The sequence below is a fragment of the Saccharopolyspora sp. ASAGF58 genome (genome assembly GCF_012277335.1).
GTDB classification, from domain to species: domain Bacteria; phylum Actinomycetota; class Actinomycetes; order Mycobacteriales; family Pseudonocardiaceae; genus Saccharopolyspora; species Saccharopolyspora hattusasensis.
Genome location: NZ_CP040605.1, coordinates 3,835,896 through 3,857,616, shown reverse-complemented (window position 1 = coordinate 3,857,616; position 21,721 = coordinate 3,835,896). Strand labels below are relative to the sequence as shown.

General features: G+C 68.0%; 8 protein-coding genes and 1 tRNA gene. 3 read left to right on the top strand and 6 right to left on the bottom strand.

Features of this window, described 5'->3' with window-relative positions:
* Window positions 1–289: 289 nt before the first annotated feature.
* The 4 genes from FDZ84_RS18395 to FDZ84_RS18380 all read right to left on the bottom strand — a co-directional run bounded on the left by FDZ84_RS18395 (window position 290) and on the right by FDZ84_RS18380 (window position 7,691).
* Window positions 290–3,211 (bottom strand): hypothetical protein, encoded by a 2,922-nt coding sequence (locus tag FDZ84_RS18395; RefSeq protein WP_168586923.1) that lies wholly within the window; start codon window positions 3,209–3,211, stop codon window positions 290–292.
* Between the two features lie 107 nt (window positions 3,212–3,318).
* Complete coding sequence (gene ettA, locus FDZ84_RS18390) at window positions 3,319–4,995, bottom strand: energy-dependent translational throttle protein EttA (protein WP_168586922.1); 1,677 nt, start codon at window positions 4,993–4,995, stop codon at window positions 3,319–3,321.
* A gap of 141 nt (window positions 4,996–5,136) precedes the next feature.
* The gene (ssb, locus tag FDZ84_RS18385; protein ID WP_168586921.1) at window positions 5,137–5,547 is read right to left on the bottom strand and encodes a single-stranded DNA-binding protein; all 411 of its coding nucleotides are present in this window, start codon (window positions 5,545–5,547) and stop codon (window positions 5,137–5,139) included.
* Window positions 5,548–5,669: 122 nt separating this feature from the next.
* Complete coding sequence (locus FDZ84_RS18380) at window positions 5,670–7,691, bottom strand: cytochrome c oxidase assembly protein (protein ID WP_168586920.1); 2,022 nt, start codon at window positions 7,689–7,691, stop codon at window positions 5,670–5,672.
* A gap of 94 nt (window positions 7,692–7,785) precedes the next feature.
* On the opposite strand from FDZ84_RS18380, the gene FDZ84_RS18375 reads away from it, so the two are divergent.
* The 3 genes from FDZ84_RS18375 (at window position 7,786) to FDZ84_RS18365 (ending at window position 9,172) form a co-directional block, all read left to right on the top strand.
* Window positions 7,786–8,370 carry a DUF3558 family protein gene (locus FDZ84_RS18375; RefSeq protein WP_246869087.1) on the top strand — a complete coding sequence of 195 codons (585 nt, stop codon included), beginning with the start codon at window positions 7,786–7,788 and terminating at the stop codon, window positions 8,368–8,370.
* A 134-nt stretch (window positions 8,371–8,504) separates the two neighbouring features.
* Window positions 8,505–8,581: transfer RNA gene (locus FDZ84_RS18370), tRNA-Arg, on the top strand.
* Between the two features lie 429 nt (window positions 8,582–9,010).
* On the top strand, window positions 9,011–9,172 hold the full coding sequence (locus FDZ84_RS18365; protein WP_168586919.1) for a hypothetical protein: 162 nt from the start codon (window positions 9,011–9,013) through the stop codon (window positions 9,170–9,172).
* A 239-nt stretch (window positions 9,173–9,411) separates the two neighbouring features.
* On the opposite strand, the gene FDZ84_RS18360 is transcribed toward FDZ84_RS18365, so the two are convergent.
* Window positions 9,412–9,681 carry a hypothetical protein gene (locus FDZ84_RS18360; protein ID WP_168586918.1) on the bottom strand — a complete coding sequence of 90 codons (270 nt, stop codon included), beginning with the start codon at window positions 9,679–9,681 and terminating at the stop codon, window positions 9,412–9,414.
* A gap of 1,014 nt (window positions 9,682–10,695) precedes the next feature.
* The gene (locus FDZ84_RS18355; RefSeq protein WP_168586917.1) at window positions 10,696–21,549 is read right to left on the bottom strand and encodes a hypothetical protein; all 10,854 of its coding nucleotides are present in this window, start codon (window positions 21,547–21,549) and stop codon (window positions 10,696–10,698) included.
* Window positions 21,550–21,721: the final 172 nt, after the last annotated feature.

Sequence of the window (21,721 nt, the reverse complement as noted above, 5' to 3'; positions counted from 1 at the left end):
ACGCTTGACGGCACCTCATTGTGCCAACAGGTTCCACCTTAAGACTGCCAGTTCCGGGAGCAGGCGGTGGGCGGCAACGGAGTCGAACACGTGAAAAGCGGCACAATGATCGATGTCTTTGACGTTTCAGAACAACGATCTTGAATCCTGTTCGCGACGAACCCTTGTCACGAACCGCTCCGGAAGGAATGTGGGATCGCCGACAGCGCGCTGTCCTCCTCGTACCGCGCAGCCGGAGATCGCGAAGTGCTCATTGGACAAGTCGGCCGCGAGGCTTCGGAAAAAGCCTTCAGAACAGCGGATCCACCGCCGTGGAGTCGATCGCGGGGCGGCGGTGTCGGGCAGCCAAGCCCGAACCTCGATCGTCCGATGTGGACAAATGTGTCGCGTGGGAAACCTGGGGAAGACCGGTGATTCCGGACACACGCGCTTCGCTGTGCCGACCGGACGGTGCGGTTTCCTCGGCTTCCGGCTGCGCGCGCCGACCGCTCTCGTAGGCCATCAGCGCCTCGGTCAGCAGCTCGGCGAGCCCGATCTTCCCCTGCGGACCCGCATCCTCTCCCGCCGACTCGGCTGCGGGCTCGGCGGCCGGTGCCTCTTCCCCCGGCTGTTCTGCGGTGGCTAACTCCGCAGCAAGCGGCACTACGATCGACGCCTCGACAGCTGGCGGCTCAGCAGCTGGCGGCTCAGCAGCTGGCGGCTCAGCAGCTGGCGGCTCAGCAGCTGGCGGCTCAGCAGCTGACGGCTCGGCAGCTGGCGGCTCGGCAGCTTCCCCGTCGCCGACAAGTTCCTCCGTTCGATGCCGCTCGACCACCAAGAGGTTCGGTTCGGTCGCCCAGTCCTGGCGGTGCCGGCCCAGCACTTCTGCGGCTGGAGTTGGTGGTGCGACCGCAGGGTCGGACGTTTCTCGTGCGTCGGATGACTCGACCGGTTCGGCCAGATCGGCGTGCCGTGCGCGGCGACGGCTGCGCGGCTCCGCGGACAGTTGGAGGCTGGCGCGGATCTCGGCCAGCGATTTGCCGCGCGACCGGCGTCCGCCCTGGCGCCGCTGCGTCCCGCCCGGCGGAGCCTCCGACACCGAAGTCCCGCTCGCCGGGGTCACCTCCGCCGCCGGAGTCCCACCCGTTGGTGTCTCCGCTGCCGGTTCGGTTTCGCGGCTGCCGTGCGCCGGTTCGTCCTGCGGTGCGTCGTGGACCTGGTAGTTACCCGGCTGTTCGATGGCGGGGAGGTCGTTGCCCGGCAGGTCTCGGCCGTACTGCGAAAGCCCGTACCGCGATTCCCGGGGGTGCAGGCCTTCCGGCGACGATTCCTCCGGTCGGTTGCGCGCCGCCGATCCGGTTCCCGGCAGATCAACCGGTTCGGCCGAGCCGGCCGGGCCGCCGATCACCGGCAGGATCGCCGTGGCGTCCATCGCACCATGATCGTCATCAGCGGCGGGCACCGGCCGGTAAATGTCGTCCGCCGCTGCGGCGAGCACTGCCGTGCTTGGCAGCGGCTCGACCGACGGAGACTCGGCAGGCCGGAACTCCACCGACAGCCGCTGCTGCGACTCGGCGGGCTGGGGTTCGTGCGTCACCGGCACTTCGGGGACAGTGCGCTCGGCGTTCTGCGGCTGTTCCGGATTCTCCGATGGCCACCAGCTCGCCTGCGCCGTCGTAGCGACCGGTTCGGCATGCTCCTCTGAAACCGGTTCGTGGCTCGGAAAACCTTGGTCGGCCGGCTCCGCGAAGGCGACCGCCTCGACCTCGGGCACCTGGATTGTCCGGGCGTTTTGGGCGTCCGCGGGTTCGGCGGCCGCCTGCCAGTCCTGCTGCCCGATCCCGGCCGCCTGGGACTCCAACGCCCACGAGTCGAACACGACCGTCTGCGACGCCGCCCCTTCGGTGGCTTCCGGCTCCTCGGCGGTCCGGGGTTCGGGCGGCTCCTGCCGTCGGTGTCCGCCTTCGCGCAGCTCAGCGGCCCGATTGGTGAGCGTCTCCATCAACCGGCGTGCCGCGTCGTGCGTTTCCTCGTACCCCGACCGGTGCCTGGACGTCGCCTGCTCCGGCTCGGAAGGCTCGGGAAAGCCCTGCTCGGGAAAGCCCTGCTCGCGAAGGCCCTTTTCGGGTCGCCGAGGTTGTGGCGCCGCGGGCTCCGGCTGCTCGGGTTCGGCCGCCCGGGTCCCGACCAGTCCAAGGACCGCCGCCTCCGGCCCGGCCGGTCCCGGATCGGGTGATGCGCTCGATTGCCGAGGCACCTCGACACCGCCCGAGTGCACCGGGTACTCCGCGAGCAACCGGACTCGTGCGGTGTGCACGGTCGCGCGCCAGCGCCGGTCGGCGGAATACGCGCCCCGGAGCGCGCGAAGCGCTTCGGGGAACTCCGCGCCGCGTTCGTGCACGTGGGACAGGGTGTTCAGGGTTTCGGCGAGCAGTCCGTCCAGCTTGTGCCGCTCGGAGATCGCCGCGGTGTCGTTCAGCGTCCGCACCGCCGCACCGTGGTTGCCGTCCGGCAGGTGCACGCGGGTGGCCATCGCGAGCCCCAACCAGCCGACCGGCCCGGCCGCCGCGGCGCGAACCGGCTGCGCCAGCACGGATTCCGTCGCTTGGACGGCCTCCGGGCGGCGCCCCAGTTCCAGCAGCGACAGCACCCGCTCTAGCACCAGCCGAGCGCGCATCTCCCCGCTGTCCGCAGCCGGGTCGCCGAGCTGCCCGAGCAGCGCCAGTCCGGCGTCGGCCACCGCGATGGCTTCGTCGAACTCGCCCAGCCTGCGGCGATGCGCCGCACGCGCAGCGCGGACTCGCGCGTTGAGCAGCCGGGCGGTGTCCCGGCTGAGCCCGCACGCCTCGTACAGCCACTCGGCCTCGTCGAGCGCCTCGGAGCGGTCCCCGTCCTGCCCGTGCGCGGGCAGCGACGCCGCCAACGCGAGCAGGGCATGCGCCCGCACCTCGGGCGCGATCCGATCCTGCTCCAGCACCGGGTTCAGCACGCGAACGGCGACCTCGCCGCTGCCCGCGCTGCTGGCACACCACGCCAGCTCGACCCGTAGCTCCGCCTCGACCTCGGCGTCGCCCGCCGCCACCGCGTCGCGAACCGCCGCGAGCGCCCGACCGCTGGCCGCGACCCCGCGGCCCAGCCGGTTCGAGGCGAACAACGCGAGGGCCTCGGCGCGCAGCCGAATCGCCCGATCACCCGCATGCCTGGCGAGCGCAACCGCGCGATCACTGAGCACCAATGCCAACTCGGGGACTCGCCACCGCATCTGCCGTGCGGGTTCGAGCAGTCCCTGTGCCGAGCTTGTGTTCGGTGAAGCGGGCACGCTCGCCAAGGCGCCTCCGTTCAGCCCCGGGTCAGTTTTCGGTGCGTCACGCGGTGCGGGCGGGCCGCGTCCGGACCCAGTCTCTCGAGCTTGTTCTCCTCATAGCCACCGAAGTTGCCCTCGAACCAGAACCACTTCGCTGGGTCCTCGTCGTCGCCTTCCCACGCGAGGATATGGGTGGCGACGCGGTCCAGGAACCACCGGTCGTGGGAAATCACCACGGCGCAGCCGGGGAACTGTTCGAGCGCGTTTTCCAGCGAGCTCAGCGTCTCCACGTCGAGGTCGTTCGTCGGCTCGTCCAGCAGGATCAGGTTGCCGCCCTCCTTGAGCGTCAACGCCAAGTTCAGGCGGTTGCGCTCACCACCGGAGAGCACCCCGGCCGGCTTCTGCTGGTCCGGGCCCTTGAACCCGAAGGCACTGACGTAGGCGCGCGAAGGCATCTCGACCTGGCCGACCTGGATGTAGTCCAGCCCGTCGGACACGACCTGCCAAACGTTCTTGTTCGGGTCGATGTTCGCGCGGTTCTGGTCCACATAGGACAGCTTGACGGTGTCGCCGACCTTGACCGTGCCGGAATCCGGCTGCTCCAGGCCCACGATGGTCTTGAACAGCGTCGTCTTGCCGACGCCGTTCGGCCCGATGACGCCCACGATGCCGTTGCGCGGCAGCGTGAACGACAGCCCGTCGATGAGGAGGTTGTCGTCGAAGCCCTTCTTCAGGTTCTCGACGTCGACCACGACGTTGCCCAGGCGGGGGCCCGGCGGGATCTGGATCTCCTCGAAGTCGAGCTTGCGGGTCTTCTCCGCCTCGGCGGCCATCTCCTCGTAGCGCGACAGACGGGAACGCGACTTGGTCTGGCGGGCCTTGGCGTTGGAGCGGACCCACTCCAGCTCGTCCTTGAGGCGCTTCTGCAGTTTCGCGTCGCGCTTGCCCTGCACGGCCAGCCGCTCGGCCTTCTTCTCCAGATAGGTCGAGTAGTTGCCCTCGTAGGGGAAGGTGCGGCCGCGGTCCAGCTCCAGGATCCAGCCAGCGACGTTGTCCAGGAAGTACCGGTCGTGGGTAACGGCGAGCACGGCGCCCGGGTAGGTGGCGAGGTGCTGTTCCAGCCAGAGCACGCTCTCGGCGTCGAGGTGGTTGGTCGGCTCGTCGAGCAGCAACAGGTCGGGCTTGCTCAGCAGCAGCTTGCAGAGGGCGACCCGGCGGCGCTCGCCACCGGAGAGGTTCTTGACCTCCGCGTCCGGCGGCGGACACCGCAGGGCGTCCATCGCCTGCTCCAGCTGGGAGTCCAGTTCCCACGCGTCGGCGTGATCCAGGTCCTCCTGGAGCTTGCCCATCTCCTCCATGAGCTCGTCGGAGTAGTCGGTCGCGAGCAGTTCGGCGATCTCGTTGAAGCGGTTGAGCTTCTGCTTGATCTCCCCGACGCCCTCCTCGACATTGCCGAGGACCGTCTTCTCCTCGTTTAGCGGAGGCTCCTGCTGCTGGATGCCGACGGTGTAACCCGGCGTGAGGAACGCTTCACCGTTGTTCGGCTGGTCGAGTCCCGCCATGATGCGCAGCACGGTCGACTTGCCAGCCCCGTTCGGACCGACGACGCCGATCTTGGCGCCGGGGTAGAACTGGATGGTCGCGTTGTCGAGGATGACCTTGTCACCATGCGTCTTGCGCACGTTTTTCATGGTGTAAATGAACTCGGCCATGACATGAATCGTAGTTGCGCCCCGTGTCGCACCGCGCACGCGGTCCCCCAGCCCCTCGCCGTCGGCCTCAATACGCCTCGTACCGGCACCTATCACCTCCTCCGGATCGAAGTTGTCGCTGGCCGGCGGCGAAGATCGCGGTCAACCGCCAGGCACGGAAACCAGCCCGCGCTCGCTTCCCGGACGTGGTCTTGACATGCCAGGCACCTCCGGTGGCGCGCCCCGCGCCAGGTCCAGCCCGATCGCGTTGGCCTCCAACTCGACGACGGTGCGCCACTGCCCGCCCGACTCGTAATCGCGGGTGCGCAGCCGCCCGGTCGCCACCACCGGATCGCCTTTGCCCAACGCGCTGGCGACCCCGTCGGCCAGCCGCTTCCAGCAGTTCACCGTGGCGTAGAACCGGTCGCCATCCACCCATTCCCCGGTGTCCCGGTCGAGCCGGCGGGAGGCGGCCACCACCCGGAAGTTGACCACCCGGTGGCCGTTCTGCGTCTCCCGCACGACGGGGTCGGTGAGGACGTAGCCCACCACCGTCACCTGCGTCTCGAACATCTGCCGCTCCTCTCGGTCCCGCGGGGCCGAACTCCGGCCCCTGACCAAGAGATTGCCCGAGCGATGTCACGCAGCGCGACAGATTTACCACGTTTCGTGCACATTCCGGCCGATCGGCCAGGTCACTTGCGACGAGGGGTGTCCTTCTCGGCCAGTTGCCTCAGCATTTCGTTGTACGCGGCCAGGTCCGCGCCGCCGTCCGCATCGGCCTTCCGGTCGATCCTCCGGGCCACCCGGGAATCCGCTCTGGACCACTGGATCAGGAGCGCCAGCATCACCACGACCAGCGGCACCTCGCCCGACGCCCACGCCAGGCCGCCGCCGAGCCGCTGGTCGGCGAGCAGGTCGGTCATCCAGGGCAGGTCGAGGCCGCGGTAGAAGGACGCCCCGATCACCGTCTGCGACATCATCAGCACGATTCCGAAGAACGCGTGGAACGGCATGGAGGCGAAAACCAGGCCGACCTTGCCCAGCGACGGCAGCGGGCGCGGCGCCGGGTCGATGCCGATCACCGGCCAGTAGAAGATGTAGCCGACCAGCAGGAAGTGCGCGTTCATCGCCAGGTGCGCCCAGTGCTGGGTCAGCGCAACGTCGAACAGGCCGGAGAAGTACAGCGCGTAGAAGGAGCCGACGAACAGTGCCAACGCCACGAACGGATTGGTCAGCACGCGCGCCACCGGCGAGTGCACGAACGCCAGCAGCCATTCGCGCGGTCCCGGCGGCTGCGTCTTCCCGGCGGGCTTGAACACGCGCAGCGCCAGCGAAGTCGGACCGGCCAGCACCAGGAAGACCGGTGCCAGCATGGACATCAGCATGTGCTGGCCCATGTGCACACTGAACATGGCGGGCGCGTACTTGCCGATGCCCGACGAGGTGGCCATGAAGATCGTCGCGCACCCGCACAACCAGGCGATGGTCCGCCCGACCGGCCAGGCGTCACCGCGCTTGCGCAGCCGGTAAACGCCCCACAGGTACAGCCCGGCCAGCGCGATCGCGAACGTGCCGTAGATCAGGTCGAACCGCATGTCGAACAGCAGCCGGAACAGCGTCGGCGGGGCGTCCAGCGGGTAGCCGATCAGCAGCTCCGTCCGGCCCGGCACCGCCTTGCTCCCCTCCGGCGGAGGGGTGCGTCCGAGGGCGACGGCGACGCCGATCGTGGCGAACATGATCAGCACCTCCGCCGCGCCCAGCCGCAGCAGCGCGGCCGCACCGGGCCCGTCGTCCAACCGCCGGACGACGCCGCGGCGCTGGAAGTACCCGAACGCGCCGAGCGCCACCAGGCCGACGACCTTGAGCACCAGCAGGAAGCCGTAGGTGGAGGTGAACAAGTCCGCCGGCGACACCCGGACCAGCGAGTTGATCACGCCGGAAAGCGCCATCGCGATCCAGCACACCAGGGCGATCTGCGAGAAGCGCCGGGCCACCAGGGGGAGGTGCGCACCCCGGCGGGCGGCGTGCGCCAGCAGCGCCACCAGGCCACCCACCCACAGGACCGCGCCGAACAGGTGGACGAGCAGGCTGTTGGTCGCGATGTCGTGCGCGCCGCCGCTGGCGGAGTGGCCGGTGGCGATCACCGGGAACAACCCGGCCAGCCCCAGGACGAAGGCCACCACGGTCCAGCCCCAGGACAGCACCACCCGGCAGACCAGGGCGACCACGAACGCGATCAGCGCGGTCAGCGCCCACGCCTTGGCTTCTTCCAACGCGTCGACCAGGCCGAAGAGCACGTCGACGCTGAGCACGTCCCCCACCGGGCGCCCAGCGGCCTCGGCGGCGATGAACGGCACCATCAGCGCCGCACCCACGCACCACACCGCGGCCGCCCAGCTGGCGGTCCGCACGGTGGCGTAACCGTCGGCGGCCAGCGGACCCGAACGCTTCGCCGGAATCCCGAACGCGGCCAGCAGCAGCGAGCCGATGCACACCACCGCACCGGATTCGGCCACCACCCGGACCACCGGCAGGCCGTACTGCGTGATCGGCCCGGGGTCCGGCAAGCCGAGCAGCACGTAGGAGGCGCCGGCGGAAAGCGCGGTCAGGACGGCGGCGATCAGCGCCGCCAGCACCCCGGCGGTGATGACCAGCACGCCGACCGTGCTCGACGTGCGCCGTTCCGGTGCTGGCGCGGGGGTCTCGGATGGCACATACCGAGCGTAACGGCCGATCCTGGGCGGCCACCTTGCAGGATGGCGGCCGGGAGCGTGGTTTGCCGCACGTGCGGGCCGCTACGGTTGCGGAGTGACCACTGTCCGTCGCTGTGCATTCATGTTGCCGATGTTGCTGCTGTGCACGGTGACCGGCTGCGCCTCGAAGATCCCGGGCGAGCCGATCCCTGCGGCGGGGTTCCACGAGAACCACCCGGCAGAGCCCGCCCAGCCGAGATCGACCGTCGCCGCACAGGCACGCATCGCGATCCCGCGTAACTTTGACGGGATCGATCCGTGCACACTGCTGACACCCGCAGACCTCGCGGTCGTCGGCGGTCCGGCCGGGCCGCCACACCCGGACAACCCGATCGCCGGGACCTGCTCCCAGGCGTTGGCCAGCGGCCCGGAGAACACCGCCGCGGCCGGCTTCTACGAGCCCTACGAGGTCGCGTCCGGCCGCCAACCGCGCGGCGTGCAGCTCGACATCGAGGGGCATTCAGCCTGGTTGTACTGCGAACTGGTGGACAGCCACCAGACCTGCACCGCGGCCACCGCGATCCGGTCCGACCGGACGCTGCTGACCATGCTCTCGATGCACGGGGCGGCCGCGGCCGACACCGCTGAGCAGCTGGGCAAGCTAACGGCCGCCGCCTTGCACAAGCTGCCACCGACCTGATCGGGGGCGGCGTCTGGTTGTCGATCAGCTTGCCGTTCGGTACCGGCTTGGCAACAGTGCGGCGTCAGTCCCACACCTGCGGGCGGCGGCGGCTACCCTGCTTGCTGCGGCTAAGGCGAGCCGCGCTCCGATCGGCCCCCATAGCTCAGCTGGATAGAGCAAAGGACTTCTAATCCTTAGGTCGCAGGTTCGAGTCCTGCTGGGGGCGCCACCAGGCAAGACGTAGGACTGACCCGCACAGCGTCTGGCGAGCAAAGGACTCGGCGACCGGAATCTCGGGTTATGCCGACTACTCAGGGCGCGCCCCGCGCTCCGCAGACCGCCGCGCTCGACGACCTCGGCGAGCTGCTGACGGACCGGCGGCGCCACCTGCGCGCCACGAATACCGCGCCGAGCATGATCGTGTCCTACCCCACGGTCGTCGACCGAGGTGCGCGATCACCCGCGAGCACGTCGAGCACTACATCGTCCACCTTCAGGAGCGGCCGAACCAGCGCACCGGCAAGCTGCTGTCGCCCGCGACGGTGGCCAGGCAGTACAGGTCGTTGCAGCAGCTGTTCCGGTGGCTGCGTGACGTCGAGGAAGAGATTCCGTCCAGCCCGTTCGAGCGGATGCAGGCACCGAAGGTGCCCGAGCAGGGGTGCCGCTGCTGCTCAGGTCGCCCCGTTCAACCTGTTGGCGCAACGTCGAAGCTGATCCCCATCGCGGCCAGTTCTTCGCCAAACTCGGCCACCACCGGCACGGCTGGATGCCGGTGAAGGCGCTTGGCGAAGTCCTGCAAGTAGAGCCGGGTACGCGCTGACTGCAACTTGCGGCCGAGGCGTAGGGCGTCACGGCCAACTGCGCATGCCTCGTCAATCTCCCGCAGTCGGCGAGAATGGACGCGAGCAAGACGGTGTTGAACAATACCCTGCACTCATTTCGAGGGACCGTCGGGCGAAACGCTCCGCCGCCCGCAGGTCGCCGAGTTCCCCCGCATCCAGTGGGCCGTCTTAGCGGCGAGGTAGGCGGCGTCGTAGTAACTGAGCCAAGACGGGTGCTTCACCTGGTCCGCTCGGCTGAACGCGTCCTCAGCGGCCCGGAGCGCCACATGCTGCCGCGTTTGTCGCGCACCAGGGCCAGGCCATGAGCTTCCATGACCGCGGTCTCGGATTCCAGAGCGGCGAACCCGGTTCCGGCGGCCGTGTCACGGGCCGCTCGCGCCAGCCCCACCGACACCGCTCCGTCGTGGGCGTGTGCGGCCTGGTGGCTCACGCCCGCGAGCATTTCGGCCGAAAGCGCGTTGTCGCCGACCCGTTGGCACAGCTGCAATGCCTTCTGGCGACGGTCGGGGTGTCGGTCGGCCGGATGTCGTCGGCTTCGTCCGTAATCCAGCGGGCGAGGGCGGTGAGGCTGTCGACGATGCTGCGCACGCGACGAAGCTCAACAAAGCGACTTTCGAGCAGAGACCTGACTTCCAGTATGTGCGGCGGGCTCGGCGTGTGGCGTTGACTGGGAAGCTGCACCGCTACCGCGAAGTCGATTTCTTCATACAGGTAGCCGTCATCTTGATCCGCGAGTTGGTCGCCGACCGCCGTCGGAATCGACGATCCGTCGTGTACTGCAACGACTTCCCGGGGATGTTGTCAGCTGCCACGAGCTAGGGACCACCCGATGGGGTTTCTTGCCACGGTCACTCATGGCAAATGACACCCGACGACCCTGCCCTGGCCCAGTACTGGGCCGACCGGCGAGGCAAACGCAGACCCGCGTAGCTGGCCGAATCCTGGGAACGCGACCTGCGGATCCAAAAAGGACGCTGCCCGCTCTGCGGGGAGCCGCTGCTCTACGCCGACCGCCCACCAGACCCCCCACCCAGTGGGAGACCTGGTATCGCGGGATACGCAAGGCAATAGCCCACAAGGCCATCGCCGAACACGGCAGCGGCCGGACGACCCGCCGCCTCGTGCACGTCCACTGCGCCCGACGCCACCCCGGCGATCAGGCACACGACACCGACCAGTAGACGCATGATGTCTGCCCGCCCACGCGGGCTGCTTGAGCCGTGTGCCGCGACGAGTGGCACGCACGGCCTGAGTGCCCTCTGAGGGGGGATCGGCGGGGCAACCCGCCGATCCTACCCGACAACGGGCTGCACTGGTTCCGCGACGTAACCCACGACGAAGACCGCAGCCAGATCCGCACCGGGTACGCACCCCAGGGGATGGCCAGCCTCCGCAACACCGCCATCAGCCTGCTCCGACTCGCCGGCCACACCAACATCGCCGCCGCCCGCCGACATCACGCCCGCGATTTCAACCGGCCCATCGAACTGCTCCTGACATGCTAAAACCCGACTTTGCCGGGACCCTGCTCGCCCCCGCCTATCGCCTGCGCCTCCTTCGCCCGGCCAGCGACGTGTCGCAACTTCCCCTCCGCCGCCCGCACCGCAGCCAACCCCGACCGAACCGTCTGCAACTGATCTGGAGTCCACTGCCCCTGGCTCACCCACTGCTTCGCCCGTTCGACCCGCTCACGCACACCGCCCGGGTTGTACTCCGGCGGCATCGCCTGCAAATGCTGCTCCATCCGATCCGTCAGCCCGGCCAACGCCGCAATCTCAGCCGGCACGGACGCCGCAACCCGCTGCTCTCCCCTCTCACCCAGGTGTTGCCCGGCCGGTTCACCCTCGCCGTTCACCATCTCGGCCAACTCCGCCCGCAACTGCTCGATACGCCGCTGCGCCTTTTCCCAGTGCTCCCGCAAACCCCCATCCAACCCCGGCAACACCGCCAACTCCGCCCGCTGACTCCCGTCCCAGCCCGCCAACGCCTCCAACGAAGCCAGCTCAGACTCGGCCTGCTTCAGCGACTCCCGCAGCCACGCAACCCGCACGTCCGGCTCCTCATCGCCGGTCGCATCCCCCCGCTCCTCCTCAACCAACCCCTCCCACGTCTCCGCCTGCTCCGCCCGCACAACCGCATCCGACTCCCACTCCGCCCCCGTCTGCTGGTCCTCGTCCCGGCCGGACAACGATGCCGCAGCCCGCTCCGGCCCGGCTGGATTCCCCATCACCTCCCCAACCCACGCACCAGAATCAACGCCGCTACCCAACCCCGCACCCCATACAACGCCACCCCGCTCCGCCGAACCCGCATCCCCCGACCCAGCCCCCTCCTCATCCGCCCAATCAAGCCACGCAACGAGATCTTCGCTTCCCCCCGACCCCGCGTCCTGATCAAAATGTTCGCCCCGATCAGCCCCAGCCCGCTCCCATACCCCGCTGGGCGGCATCGCATCCCACTGATCCTGCTGCCCACTTGCCCCCGCACCCACCCTCCCCCCAGCCTCATCCACCCCCTCAGCCAGCATCCTCTCCAGCGCCGCCTTATCTTCCTTCAGCCTTTCCCTCACCGCTTTCAAATCCTTCACAGAATCAGCCCGCTTAGCCCTCTGGTCCGCCAGCCTGTTCCGCTGAGCCCCGGTCGGTTCCGGCAGCGCCTGCAACGCCTCGATCTCTTTTTTCAGCCTCGACACTTGGGGCGCCAGCCGATTTTCCCCCTCTTGGCCCTTTTGTATTTTCTTGCGCAAATCGAGCTCGGCCCGCTGCGTCGGAGTCAGCTGCTCCTTCTCCTCCAACCACGCAATCGCGGCGGCGGCTTTGTTCTTTCTCGACTGGCGAGCGTTCTCTGCAGTTTTCCTCTTTTCCTCCTCCTTCATCAGCCGCTCCGCCAACTCCCCCTTCTGCCGCGCATTCAGCTTGTTCTGCCTCTCCAACTCCTGCAACTCCGCAATCCGGTCCTTATTATTCCGGCGCTGGTCCGCAACGCTTTCCGCGTTTTTCCGTCTCCGCTCCGCCACCTCCGGCCCAAACCGGGCCAGATCCTCCCTTTCCTTCTGCGTCAACGCCTCCCGCGGCTTCCCCTGCAACTTCTTAACCAGAGCGGCTTGGTCCTTTACCTTCTGGCGCCGCGTCGCGTCGTATACCTTTTTTTTCTGTTTCCGCTCCGTCACCTCCGGCCCAAACCGCTCCAGGTCCTCCCTTTCCTTCTGCGTCAACGCCTCCCGCGGCTTCCCCTGCAACTTCTTAACCAGAGCGGCTTGGTCCTTTACCTTCTGGCGCCGCGTCGCGTCGTATACTTTGTTTTTCTGTTTCCGCTCTTGCTCCGCACTCGGGTCCTGCTGTGCTGCCGGATTGGTCGGCGCGGGCCCGTCGCCCTCGCCGCCGTGATTCCCGGAACCAGCCTCCACAGCGGGTCCTGGCACCTTCGGCCGCTTGGGTGCCCGGGAACTCCCGCCGGCCTCCTTCCGTTTCCTCGTCGTGCCGGCCACCGGCCCACCGGGACGCTGACGCTGGGGACCTGCCACCTCGGCGGGCAGCCCAGCCCCCCAGCCCAGGCGCCGCAGCCCGGAACCACTGGGCGGCACCACCTCCCGATCCGATGCCACCTCCGACACCGGAACCACCCACACCCCTATCGCCGCGGAAACATCATCTTTGTCAGCAGCCTCCCCCTTCTGCGGATCCACCAGCACGACCCGCCCTTGCCCATCTACGTCGCCGGTATTCACCGCAGCGATCACATGCGCACTACCGTCCGCCCGCAGGTAAATCACCGGCACAGCCACACCCACCGGCACAGCCACCCCCACCAGCCCACCCCGCACATACCACTCAACCCCAGCAACACCAGCCACCCACCAGGCCCTCGCCCCCAACGCCGCCTCCAACCGAGCCGGATCCCGGTCACCCCCAGCCGGCCCCGCCACGAACTGCCGACCGAACCTCAGAGAATTATGGAACGCCACAAACGCCTCCAGGCAATTCACCCGGAAACGCTTCTCCCCGGAGAAATAATTGGCCCGGTTCACCCCCACCAGGAACCGATACCCGCCCCCCAGCTCGCCCCCGCCTATCGCCTGCGCCTCCTTCGCCCGGCCAGCCTCGCCTCGCAACTTCCTCTCCGCCGCCCGCACCGCAGCCAACCCCGACCGAACCGTCTGCAACTGACCTGGAGTCCACTGCCCCTGGCTCACCCACTGCTTCGCCCATTCGACCCGCTCACGCACACCGCCCGGGTTGTACTCCGGCGGCATCGCCTGCAAATGCCGCTCCATCCGATCCGTCAGCCCGGCCAACGCCGCAATCTCAGCCGGCACGGACGCCGCAACCCGCTGCTCTCCCGTCTCACCCAGGTGTTGCCCGGCCGGTTCACCCTCGTCGTTCACCATCTCGGCCAACTCCGCCCGCAACTCCTCGATACGCCGCTGCGCCTTTTCCCAGTACTCCCGCAAACCCCCATCGAACCCCGGCAACACCGCCAACTCCCCCCGCTGACTCCCGTCCCAGCCCGGCAACGCCTCGAACGAAGCCAGGCCAGACTCGGCCTGCTTCAGCGACTCCCGCAGCCGCGCAACCCGCACATCCGGCTCCTCATCGCGGGTCGCATCCCCCTGCACCTCCTCAACCAACCCCTCCCACGTCTCCGCCTGCTCCGCCGAACCCGCATCCCCCAACCCAGCCCCCTCCTCATCCGCCCGAGCAAGCCACGCAACGAGATCGTCGCTTCCCTCCGACCCCGCGTCCTGACCAAAATGTTCGCCCCGATCAGCCCCAGCCCGCTCCCAGACCCCGCTGGGCACCAGCGCATCCCACTGATCCTGCTGCCCACTTGCCCCCGCACCCACCCTCCCCCCAGCCTCATCCACCCCCCCAGCCAGCATCCTCTCCAGCGCCGCCTTATCTTCCTTCAGCCTCTTCCTCACCGCTTCCAAATCCTTCACAGAAACAGCCCACTTAGCCCTCTGGACCCGCAGCCTGTTCCGCTCAGCCCCGGTCAGCTCCCGCAGCTTCTGCAGCTCCTGCAACACTTCGATCTCTTTTTTCAGCTTCGACACTCGGGGCGCCAGCCGACTTCTTTTCTCCTTTTCGCCCTTTTGTATTTTCTTGCGCAAATCACGCTCGGCCCGCTGCGTCGGACTCGCAGCGAGATCGTCGCTTCCCTCCTCCGACCCCGCGTCCCGATCAAGATGGTCCGGATCAGCCCCAGCCTGCTCCCATACCCCGTTGGGCACCATCGCATCCCACTGATCCTGCTGCCCATTTGCCCCCGCACCCACTCTCCCCCCAGCCTCATCCTCCCCCTCAGCCAGCATCCTCTCCAGCGCCGCCTTGTCTTCCTTCAGCATTTTCCTCACCGCTTTCAAATCCTTCACAGAAACAGCCCACTGAGCCCTCTTGTCCGCCAGCCTGTTCCGCTCATCCCCGGTCAGCTCCCGCAGCTTCTGCAGCTCCTGCAGCTCCTGCAACACTTCGATCTCTTTTTTCAGGTTCGGCACTCGGGTCGACAGCCGCTTTTCCTCCTTTTCGCCCTCTTGTATTTTCTTGCGCAAATCGAGTTCGGCCCGCTGCGTCGGAGTCAGCTGCTCCTGCTTCTCCAACCACGCAATCGCGGCGACAGATTCGTCTTTTTTATTCCGGCGCCAGTTCGCAACCTTTTCCGTGTTTTTCCGTTTCCGGTCCGTCACCTTCGGCCCGAACCGGGCCAGGTCCTCCCTTTCCTTCTGCGTCAACGCCGCCCGCGGCTTCCCCTCCAACTTCTTAACCAGAGCGGCTTCGGCCTTTTCCTTCTTGCGCCGCATCGCGGCGTATACCTTGTTTTTCTGTTTCCGCTCCTGCTCCGCACTCGGGTCCTGCTGTGCTGCCGGATTGGTCGGCGCGGGCCCGTCGCCCTCGCCGCCGTGATTCCCGGAACCAGCCTCCACAGCGGGTCCTGGCACCTTCGGCCGCTTGGGTGCCCGGGAACCCCCGCCAGCCTCCTCCCGTTTCCTCGTCGTGCCGGCCACCGGCCCACCGGGACGCTGACGCTTCGGACCTGCCACCTCGGCGGGCAGCCCAGCCCCCCAGCCCAGGCGCCGCAGCCCAGACCCACTGGGCGGCACCACCTCCCGATCCGATGCCACCTCCGACACCGGAACCACCCACACCCCGATCGCCGCGGAAACATCATCTTTGTCAGCAGCCTCCCCCTTCTGCGGATCCACCAGCACGACCCGCCCTCGCCCACCTGCGTCTCCGGTATTCACCGCAGCGATCACATGCGCACTACCGTCCGCCCGCAGATAAATCACCGGCACAGCCACACCCACCGGTACAGCCACCCCCACCAGTCCACCCCGCACATACCACTCAACCCCGGCAACACCAGCCACCCACCAGGCCCTCGCCCCCAACGCCGCCTCCAACCGAGCCGGATCCCGGTCACCCCCAGCCGGCCCCGCCACGAACTGCCGGCCGAACCTCAGAGAATTATGGAACGCCACAAACGCCTCCAGGCAATTCACCCGGAAACCCGCCTCACCGGAGAAATAGTTGGCCCGGTTCACCCCCACCAGGAACCGATACCCGCCCCCCAGCTCGCCCCCGCCTATCGCCTGCGCCTCCTTCGCCCGGCCAGCCTCGCCTCGCAACTTCCTCTCCGCCGCCCGCACCGCAGCCAACCCCGACCGAACCGTCTGCAACTGACCTGGAGTCCACTGCCCCTGGCTCACCCACTGCTTCGCCCATTCGACCCGCTCACGCACACCGCCCGGGTTGTACTCCAGCGGCATCGCCTGCAAATGCCGCTCCATCCGATCCGTCAGCCCGGCCAACGCCGCAATCTCAGCCGGCACGGACACCGCAACCCGCTCCTCTCCCCTCTCACCCAGATGTTGCCCGGCCGGTTCACCCTCGCCGTTCACCATCACGGCCAACTCCGCCCGCAACTCCTCGATACGCCACTGCCCCTTTTCCCAGTACTCCCGCAAACCCCCATCCAACCCCGGCAACACCGCCAACTCCCCCCGCTGAATCCCGTCCCAGCCCGGCAACGCCTCGAACGAAGCCAGGCCAGACTCAGCCTGCTTCAGCGACTCCCGCAGCCGCGCAACCCGCACATCCGGCTCCTCATCGCCGGTCGCATCCCCCTGCACCTCCTCAACCAACCCCTCCCACGTCTCCGCCTGCTCCACCCGCACAACCGCATCCGACTCCCACTCCGCCCCCGACCCCGTCTGCTGGTCCTCGTCCCGGCCGGACAACGATGCCGCAGCCCGCTCCTGCCCGGCTGGATTCCCCATCACCTCCCCAACCCACCCACCAGAATCAACGCCGCTATCCAACCCCGCGTCCCATTCAGCGCCACCCTGCTCCGCCGAACCCGCATCCCCCGACCCAGCCCACTCGTCATTCGCCCGATCAAGCCACGCAACGAGATCGCTTCCCTCCGACCCCGCGTCCTGACCAAAATGGCCCCGATCAGCCCCAGCCCGCTCCCATACCCCGCTGGGCACCAGCGCATCCCACTCATCCTGCTGCCCACTTGCCCCCGCACCCACCCTCCCCCCAGCCTCATCCACCCCCTCAGCCAGCATCCTCTCCAGCGCCGCCTTATCTTCCTTCAGCCTCTTCCTCACCGCTTCCAAATCCTCCACAGAAACAGCCCACTGAGCCCTCTGGTCCGCCAGCCTGTTCCGCTCAGCCCCGGTCAGCTCCCGCAGCGCCTGCAACGCCTGCAACACTTCGATCTCTTTTTTCAGCTTCGACACTCGGGGCGCCAGCCGATTTTGCTCCTTTTCGCCCTTTTGTATTTTCTTGCGCAAATCGAGCTCGGCCCGCTGCCTCGGAGTCAGCTGCCCCTGCTCCTCCAACCACGCAATCGCGGCGGCGTCTTTGTCCTTTCTCGACTGGCGAGTGTTCGCGGCAGTTTTCCTCTTTTCCTCCTCCTTCATCAGCCGCTCCGCCAACTCCCCCTTCTGCCGCGCATTCAGCTTGTTCTGCCTCTCCCACTCCTGCAACTTCGCAATCCGGCCCTTTTTATTCCGGCGCCAGTTCGCAGCCTTTTCCGTGTTTTCCCGTCTCCGCTTCTCCACCTTCGGCCCAAACCGGGCCAGATCCTCCCTTTCCTCTTGCGTCAACTCCTCCCGCGGCTTCCCCTCCAACTTCTTAACCTGAGCGGCTTCGGCCTTTACCTTCTGGAGCCGCCTCGCGTTGTTTACCTTGTATTTCTGTTTCTGCTCCTCCACCTTCGGCCCAAACCGGGCCAGGTCCTCCCTTTCCTCTTGCGTCAACTCCTCCCGCGGTTTCCCTTCCAACTTCTTAACCAGGGCGGCTTCGGCCTTCTTCTTCTTCTGGTACGTCGCGTCGTATACCTTGCGTTTCTGTTTCCGCTCCTGCTCCGCACTCGGGTCCTGCTGTGCTGCCGGATTGGTCGGCGCGGGCCCGTCGCCCTTGCCGCCGTGATTCCCGGAACCAGCCTCACCAACGGGTTCTTGCACCTTCGGCCGCTTGGGTGCCCGGGAACTCCCGCCGGTCTCCTCCCGCGAACCCTGGGCAGCCGTCCCCCGCGTCCTCTTCGTGCCCTTCGTGCTCTTCGTGCCGGCTTTGCCCGCCACCGGCCCGGACGCACCACCCCGACGCTTCGGACCCGTCACCACGGCGGGCAGCCCGGCCCCCCCGTCCTGGCCTCGCCACCGGGAACCACTGGGCGGCAACACCACCTCCTCTTCTACTTCCACCCCCGACACCGCGATCACCCACATCCCGGTCGCAGCCAGGAGCTCAGCGGCCTCGGCTGCCTCCCCCTTCTGCGGATTCAGCAGAGCCACCCGCCCTTGCCCATCGCGGTCTTCGGCATGCACCGCAGCGATCACATGAGCGCTACCATCCTGTCGCCGGTAAATCACTGGCACAGCCACGCCCACCGACACACCCTGCACATACCGCTCAACCCCAGCCACACCAGCCATCGGCCGGGCCCTCGCCCCGAACGCCGCCTCCAGCCGAGCCGGGTTCCGGTCACCCCCAGCCGGCCCCGCCACGTACTGCCGGCCGAACTTCAGAGAATTATGGAACGCCACAAACGCTTCCAGGCAATTCACCCGGAAACGCTTCTCCCCGAAGAAATAATTGGCCTGATTCACCCCCCGCAGGAACCGATACCCGGCCCCCACCGGCCCACCCTCCGCTACCGGAGCTGAAACCGCCCACACCCCAGAATCCCGCCTCACCGCATCCGGCCCTGGCGCATCCGGCCCTAGCGCATCCTCCGGCGCTCGTTTCGGGCCCGCACCACCGGGTTCGTTGCCACCGGGCCTGGCCTGGTTCGCGCTCACACCACTAGGCCAGGCCCGGCGACGTGGTACACCAGCGGCGGGATCGGCGGAAGTGCGTCGGGCCCCCTCACCGGTCGCTTCTCCTTCCCGGGACGCCAGCCCGGGCTGTTCCGACACGCGGGAAACACCGCGCCTGGGCCCTACTACCGCCCCGCCCGAACCAGCATCACGGGACCAGGCAGCATCACCCTTTGGACTCGACCGCTGGAGCTGTCCCGCCATCGATTCCAGGCCGCGTTCCACAACACCAGCAGAATCAGCACCGCTGGACATGCCGGCCGCCTGGGCCACCGCCACGGGATCAGCCGACCACGGCACCGCGCCAGAATCCCCGAACTCCTCCCCCGCAGCGGTTGCATCAACCCGGCGCAGGTCCTGTTCCCGCCACGACGCCGACCGGGGGCCGGGAAGCCCTGTGCCCGCCTGGCCAGCGTGTGTGGTGGCCCCGGGCCGTGGGTACCCAGCCGCCGACCTCGCCTGGGCAGACGCCGTCTGGGTAGCCGATGCCTCACCCCCGGCCACCGTCTTGCCACCGGCGGCGGCCGGGACCGTTGCCGAGCCGTCCGCCAGACCGGCCACGCCCCCACTCCGCCCGCCGGCCAGCACCGCGGCACCAGGCCCGGCCAGCGGCTTGGGACGAGAACCATTCGCGGGGAACACCGTCCATCGCGGCTCGCGCCCGGCCTGTTCCGGCGTCGTCATCGCGACAACGTGGCGGCCCAAATCCCGCGCCAGTGCCGACCCCTGACCCCGCGTCACCACCACACCCGCAGTCGGATCGCTGGGGGACACCAGCAGCACAGGCCCGCCCGTGGAATCCGCGACACCGTCCGGCATGAAATCCGCCAACCTGCCACCAGCAGCCACATCCGCGGTCACCGGCACCCGCACCATGTCCGCCGGCAACACCGCCGGCAACACCGCCGGCGACACCGCCGCCGGATCCCGATGCAGGGACGGCGCCGCCTGCGACCCGTCCCCCGGCAGCGTCGCCGAATCCGCCGACACCACCGCCTCATCTTGGCGGTGCGAATCCCCACGCCCCGCAACCGAGTCCACACCGGGATCCCCATCGCGGCCGGTCACCCCACCCGGCGACCCCGGATACCCCCCGGCCACACGACCATCGGAATCCACGACAGACCCGGACCCGACAGTCTCCGATGCCGGATGCCCCGCAGGCACACGATCGTCGGGGCCCACGACAGACCCAGGCCTGCCGGTCTCCGGGCGCGGGGTGTCCGCGGGCACATCGGAAGCATGTGGGGTCACCGTCGGGGAGTCCGGTGTCTTCGAGGCAGACACCTCCAGCGGCCGTTTCCCGGGCACGGCCTGATCGTCACCGGGACCCGGACTGTACGGCGGTGGCGGTGTGCCCGGCCGGTCCGGGTCAACACCCGGTACCCCACCGGGATATGCCGGTGGTGGTGTGCCCGGCCGGTGCTGGCCGGCACCGGGCACCACCGGAACGTCACGAGCCGGGGTCCCGCCCGGCACACCGCCATCGGCACCCCGCTTACCGTCCGTGCCGTCCTTACCGTCTGTGCCGTCCTTACCGTCTGTGCCGCCCACAACAACGGCAGACACCACAGCGGAACCGGGCACCACCAGGTCATCACCAGAAGACACCGACACCGCAGCCGAATCCACCGACCCGGTATCCGAGAACACAGAGTCCACATCAGACACACTCGGGGAATCCGAGCCGGCCTCGGAATCCGAGTCGGCCCAGCGATCCGATCGCGAGGCATCCGATCGCGAGCCATCCGAGGCATCGGAGGCATCCGATCGCGAGGAATCGGAGGAATCGGAGGCATCGGAGGCATCGGATGGGATGAACGTGCTGTCTTTGTCTGGGGAGCCAGGGATGTCCCCTGTCTGCGACCCGGACCCTGCCCCCGGCAGCGGGGTCTTCTCCCCACCGGACCCGCCACCATCGTCGCTGCCGTCCCCGCCCCCGCCGGTGCCCTCGAGGTACGGGCTCGGGCCTTGCGGGTGCAGCTTGCCCCGCAACGCCAAACCCGCCAGAGTGCCCACACCGCTGAACACCGTCTCGAACCCACCCGCCGACAACGAATACGGGTTCCAGGTCAACGGCCCACCCTGCAACAACTGATACAACGCTTCCCCGAAAAACTCCGACAACGAGCCCGCCACCGCGTCCCCGAACCCGCTGCCCATCTTCACCAACCACATCGTCCCCACCTGCATCCCCGCATAGTTATCCAGACTCTTGCCCACCGCGTCCGCGAACTTCGCCATCGCCGATACCGGATACAACTCCGCGTGCTCGGCCACCGCTTTCTTCACCGCCGCCTCCAGAATCGCCGCATCCACGTCATCGCCCAGGCCCTTCACCAGGACCTTCGTCAACGTGTTGCTGACCAGACCGCCCACCGCCGAAAACGGCAGCGCCACCAGCACCGAGAACGCCCCCATCCCCGCCGCCTGCTCGGTCAGCGTCCCATCCCACTTCTGAGCCGATTTCTCACCCAGCATCTGCACCTGGGCCTGCAGATCCGGCACCACGTTGAACGCCACACCACCAGCCGCCATCCTCGCCAACCGCATGAACAACTGCCCCCACCACGTCGTCAACCGAAGCCGCATCGCCGCCATCCGCGCCGCCAGCCACAACAGCGACGCGCCACCGGTCGCCCCCGCAAACTGCATCGCCCACGCCATCTCTAACCACAGCAATTCCAGGCTATAAATTGTCATCAACTTCACATACCGCACCTGCTGCGACGTCTTCCGCACGAACACCGCTAAATCCAGTAACGCCGCCTGCCCCGAGGACAACAACCCATCAAAAATCCCCAACCCGTCCGCGAACCGGTCCACCGCTTTCCCCGAAAACCCCGTCCGCACCTTTCCCACCAGCTCCGCCACCAACGCCCGCACCTCGCCCAGCTCTGCCGCACCCGACTCCAACACGTCCGCCACCGCGAACAACGCACCCTCATCCGCATCCGTCATATCCTCACCGGTCAATACCTGAAAAAGCCGCCGCACCCCCTCCGGCACCATGATCGACGAAAACATCACACCCACCCCACCCCAACGCCACCACAACCCAAGGCAGCAACGAGGTATGCGGCAAGCAGCCCTTCCGCCCCGCTGAGCGCCGGCCCTGTGACCCGCGAGCGCGGTGAAGCACCAAAAACCCGGTAGCCGGGCGGCCTCAGCCGACCGGCTACCCGAACCACAACACGCC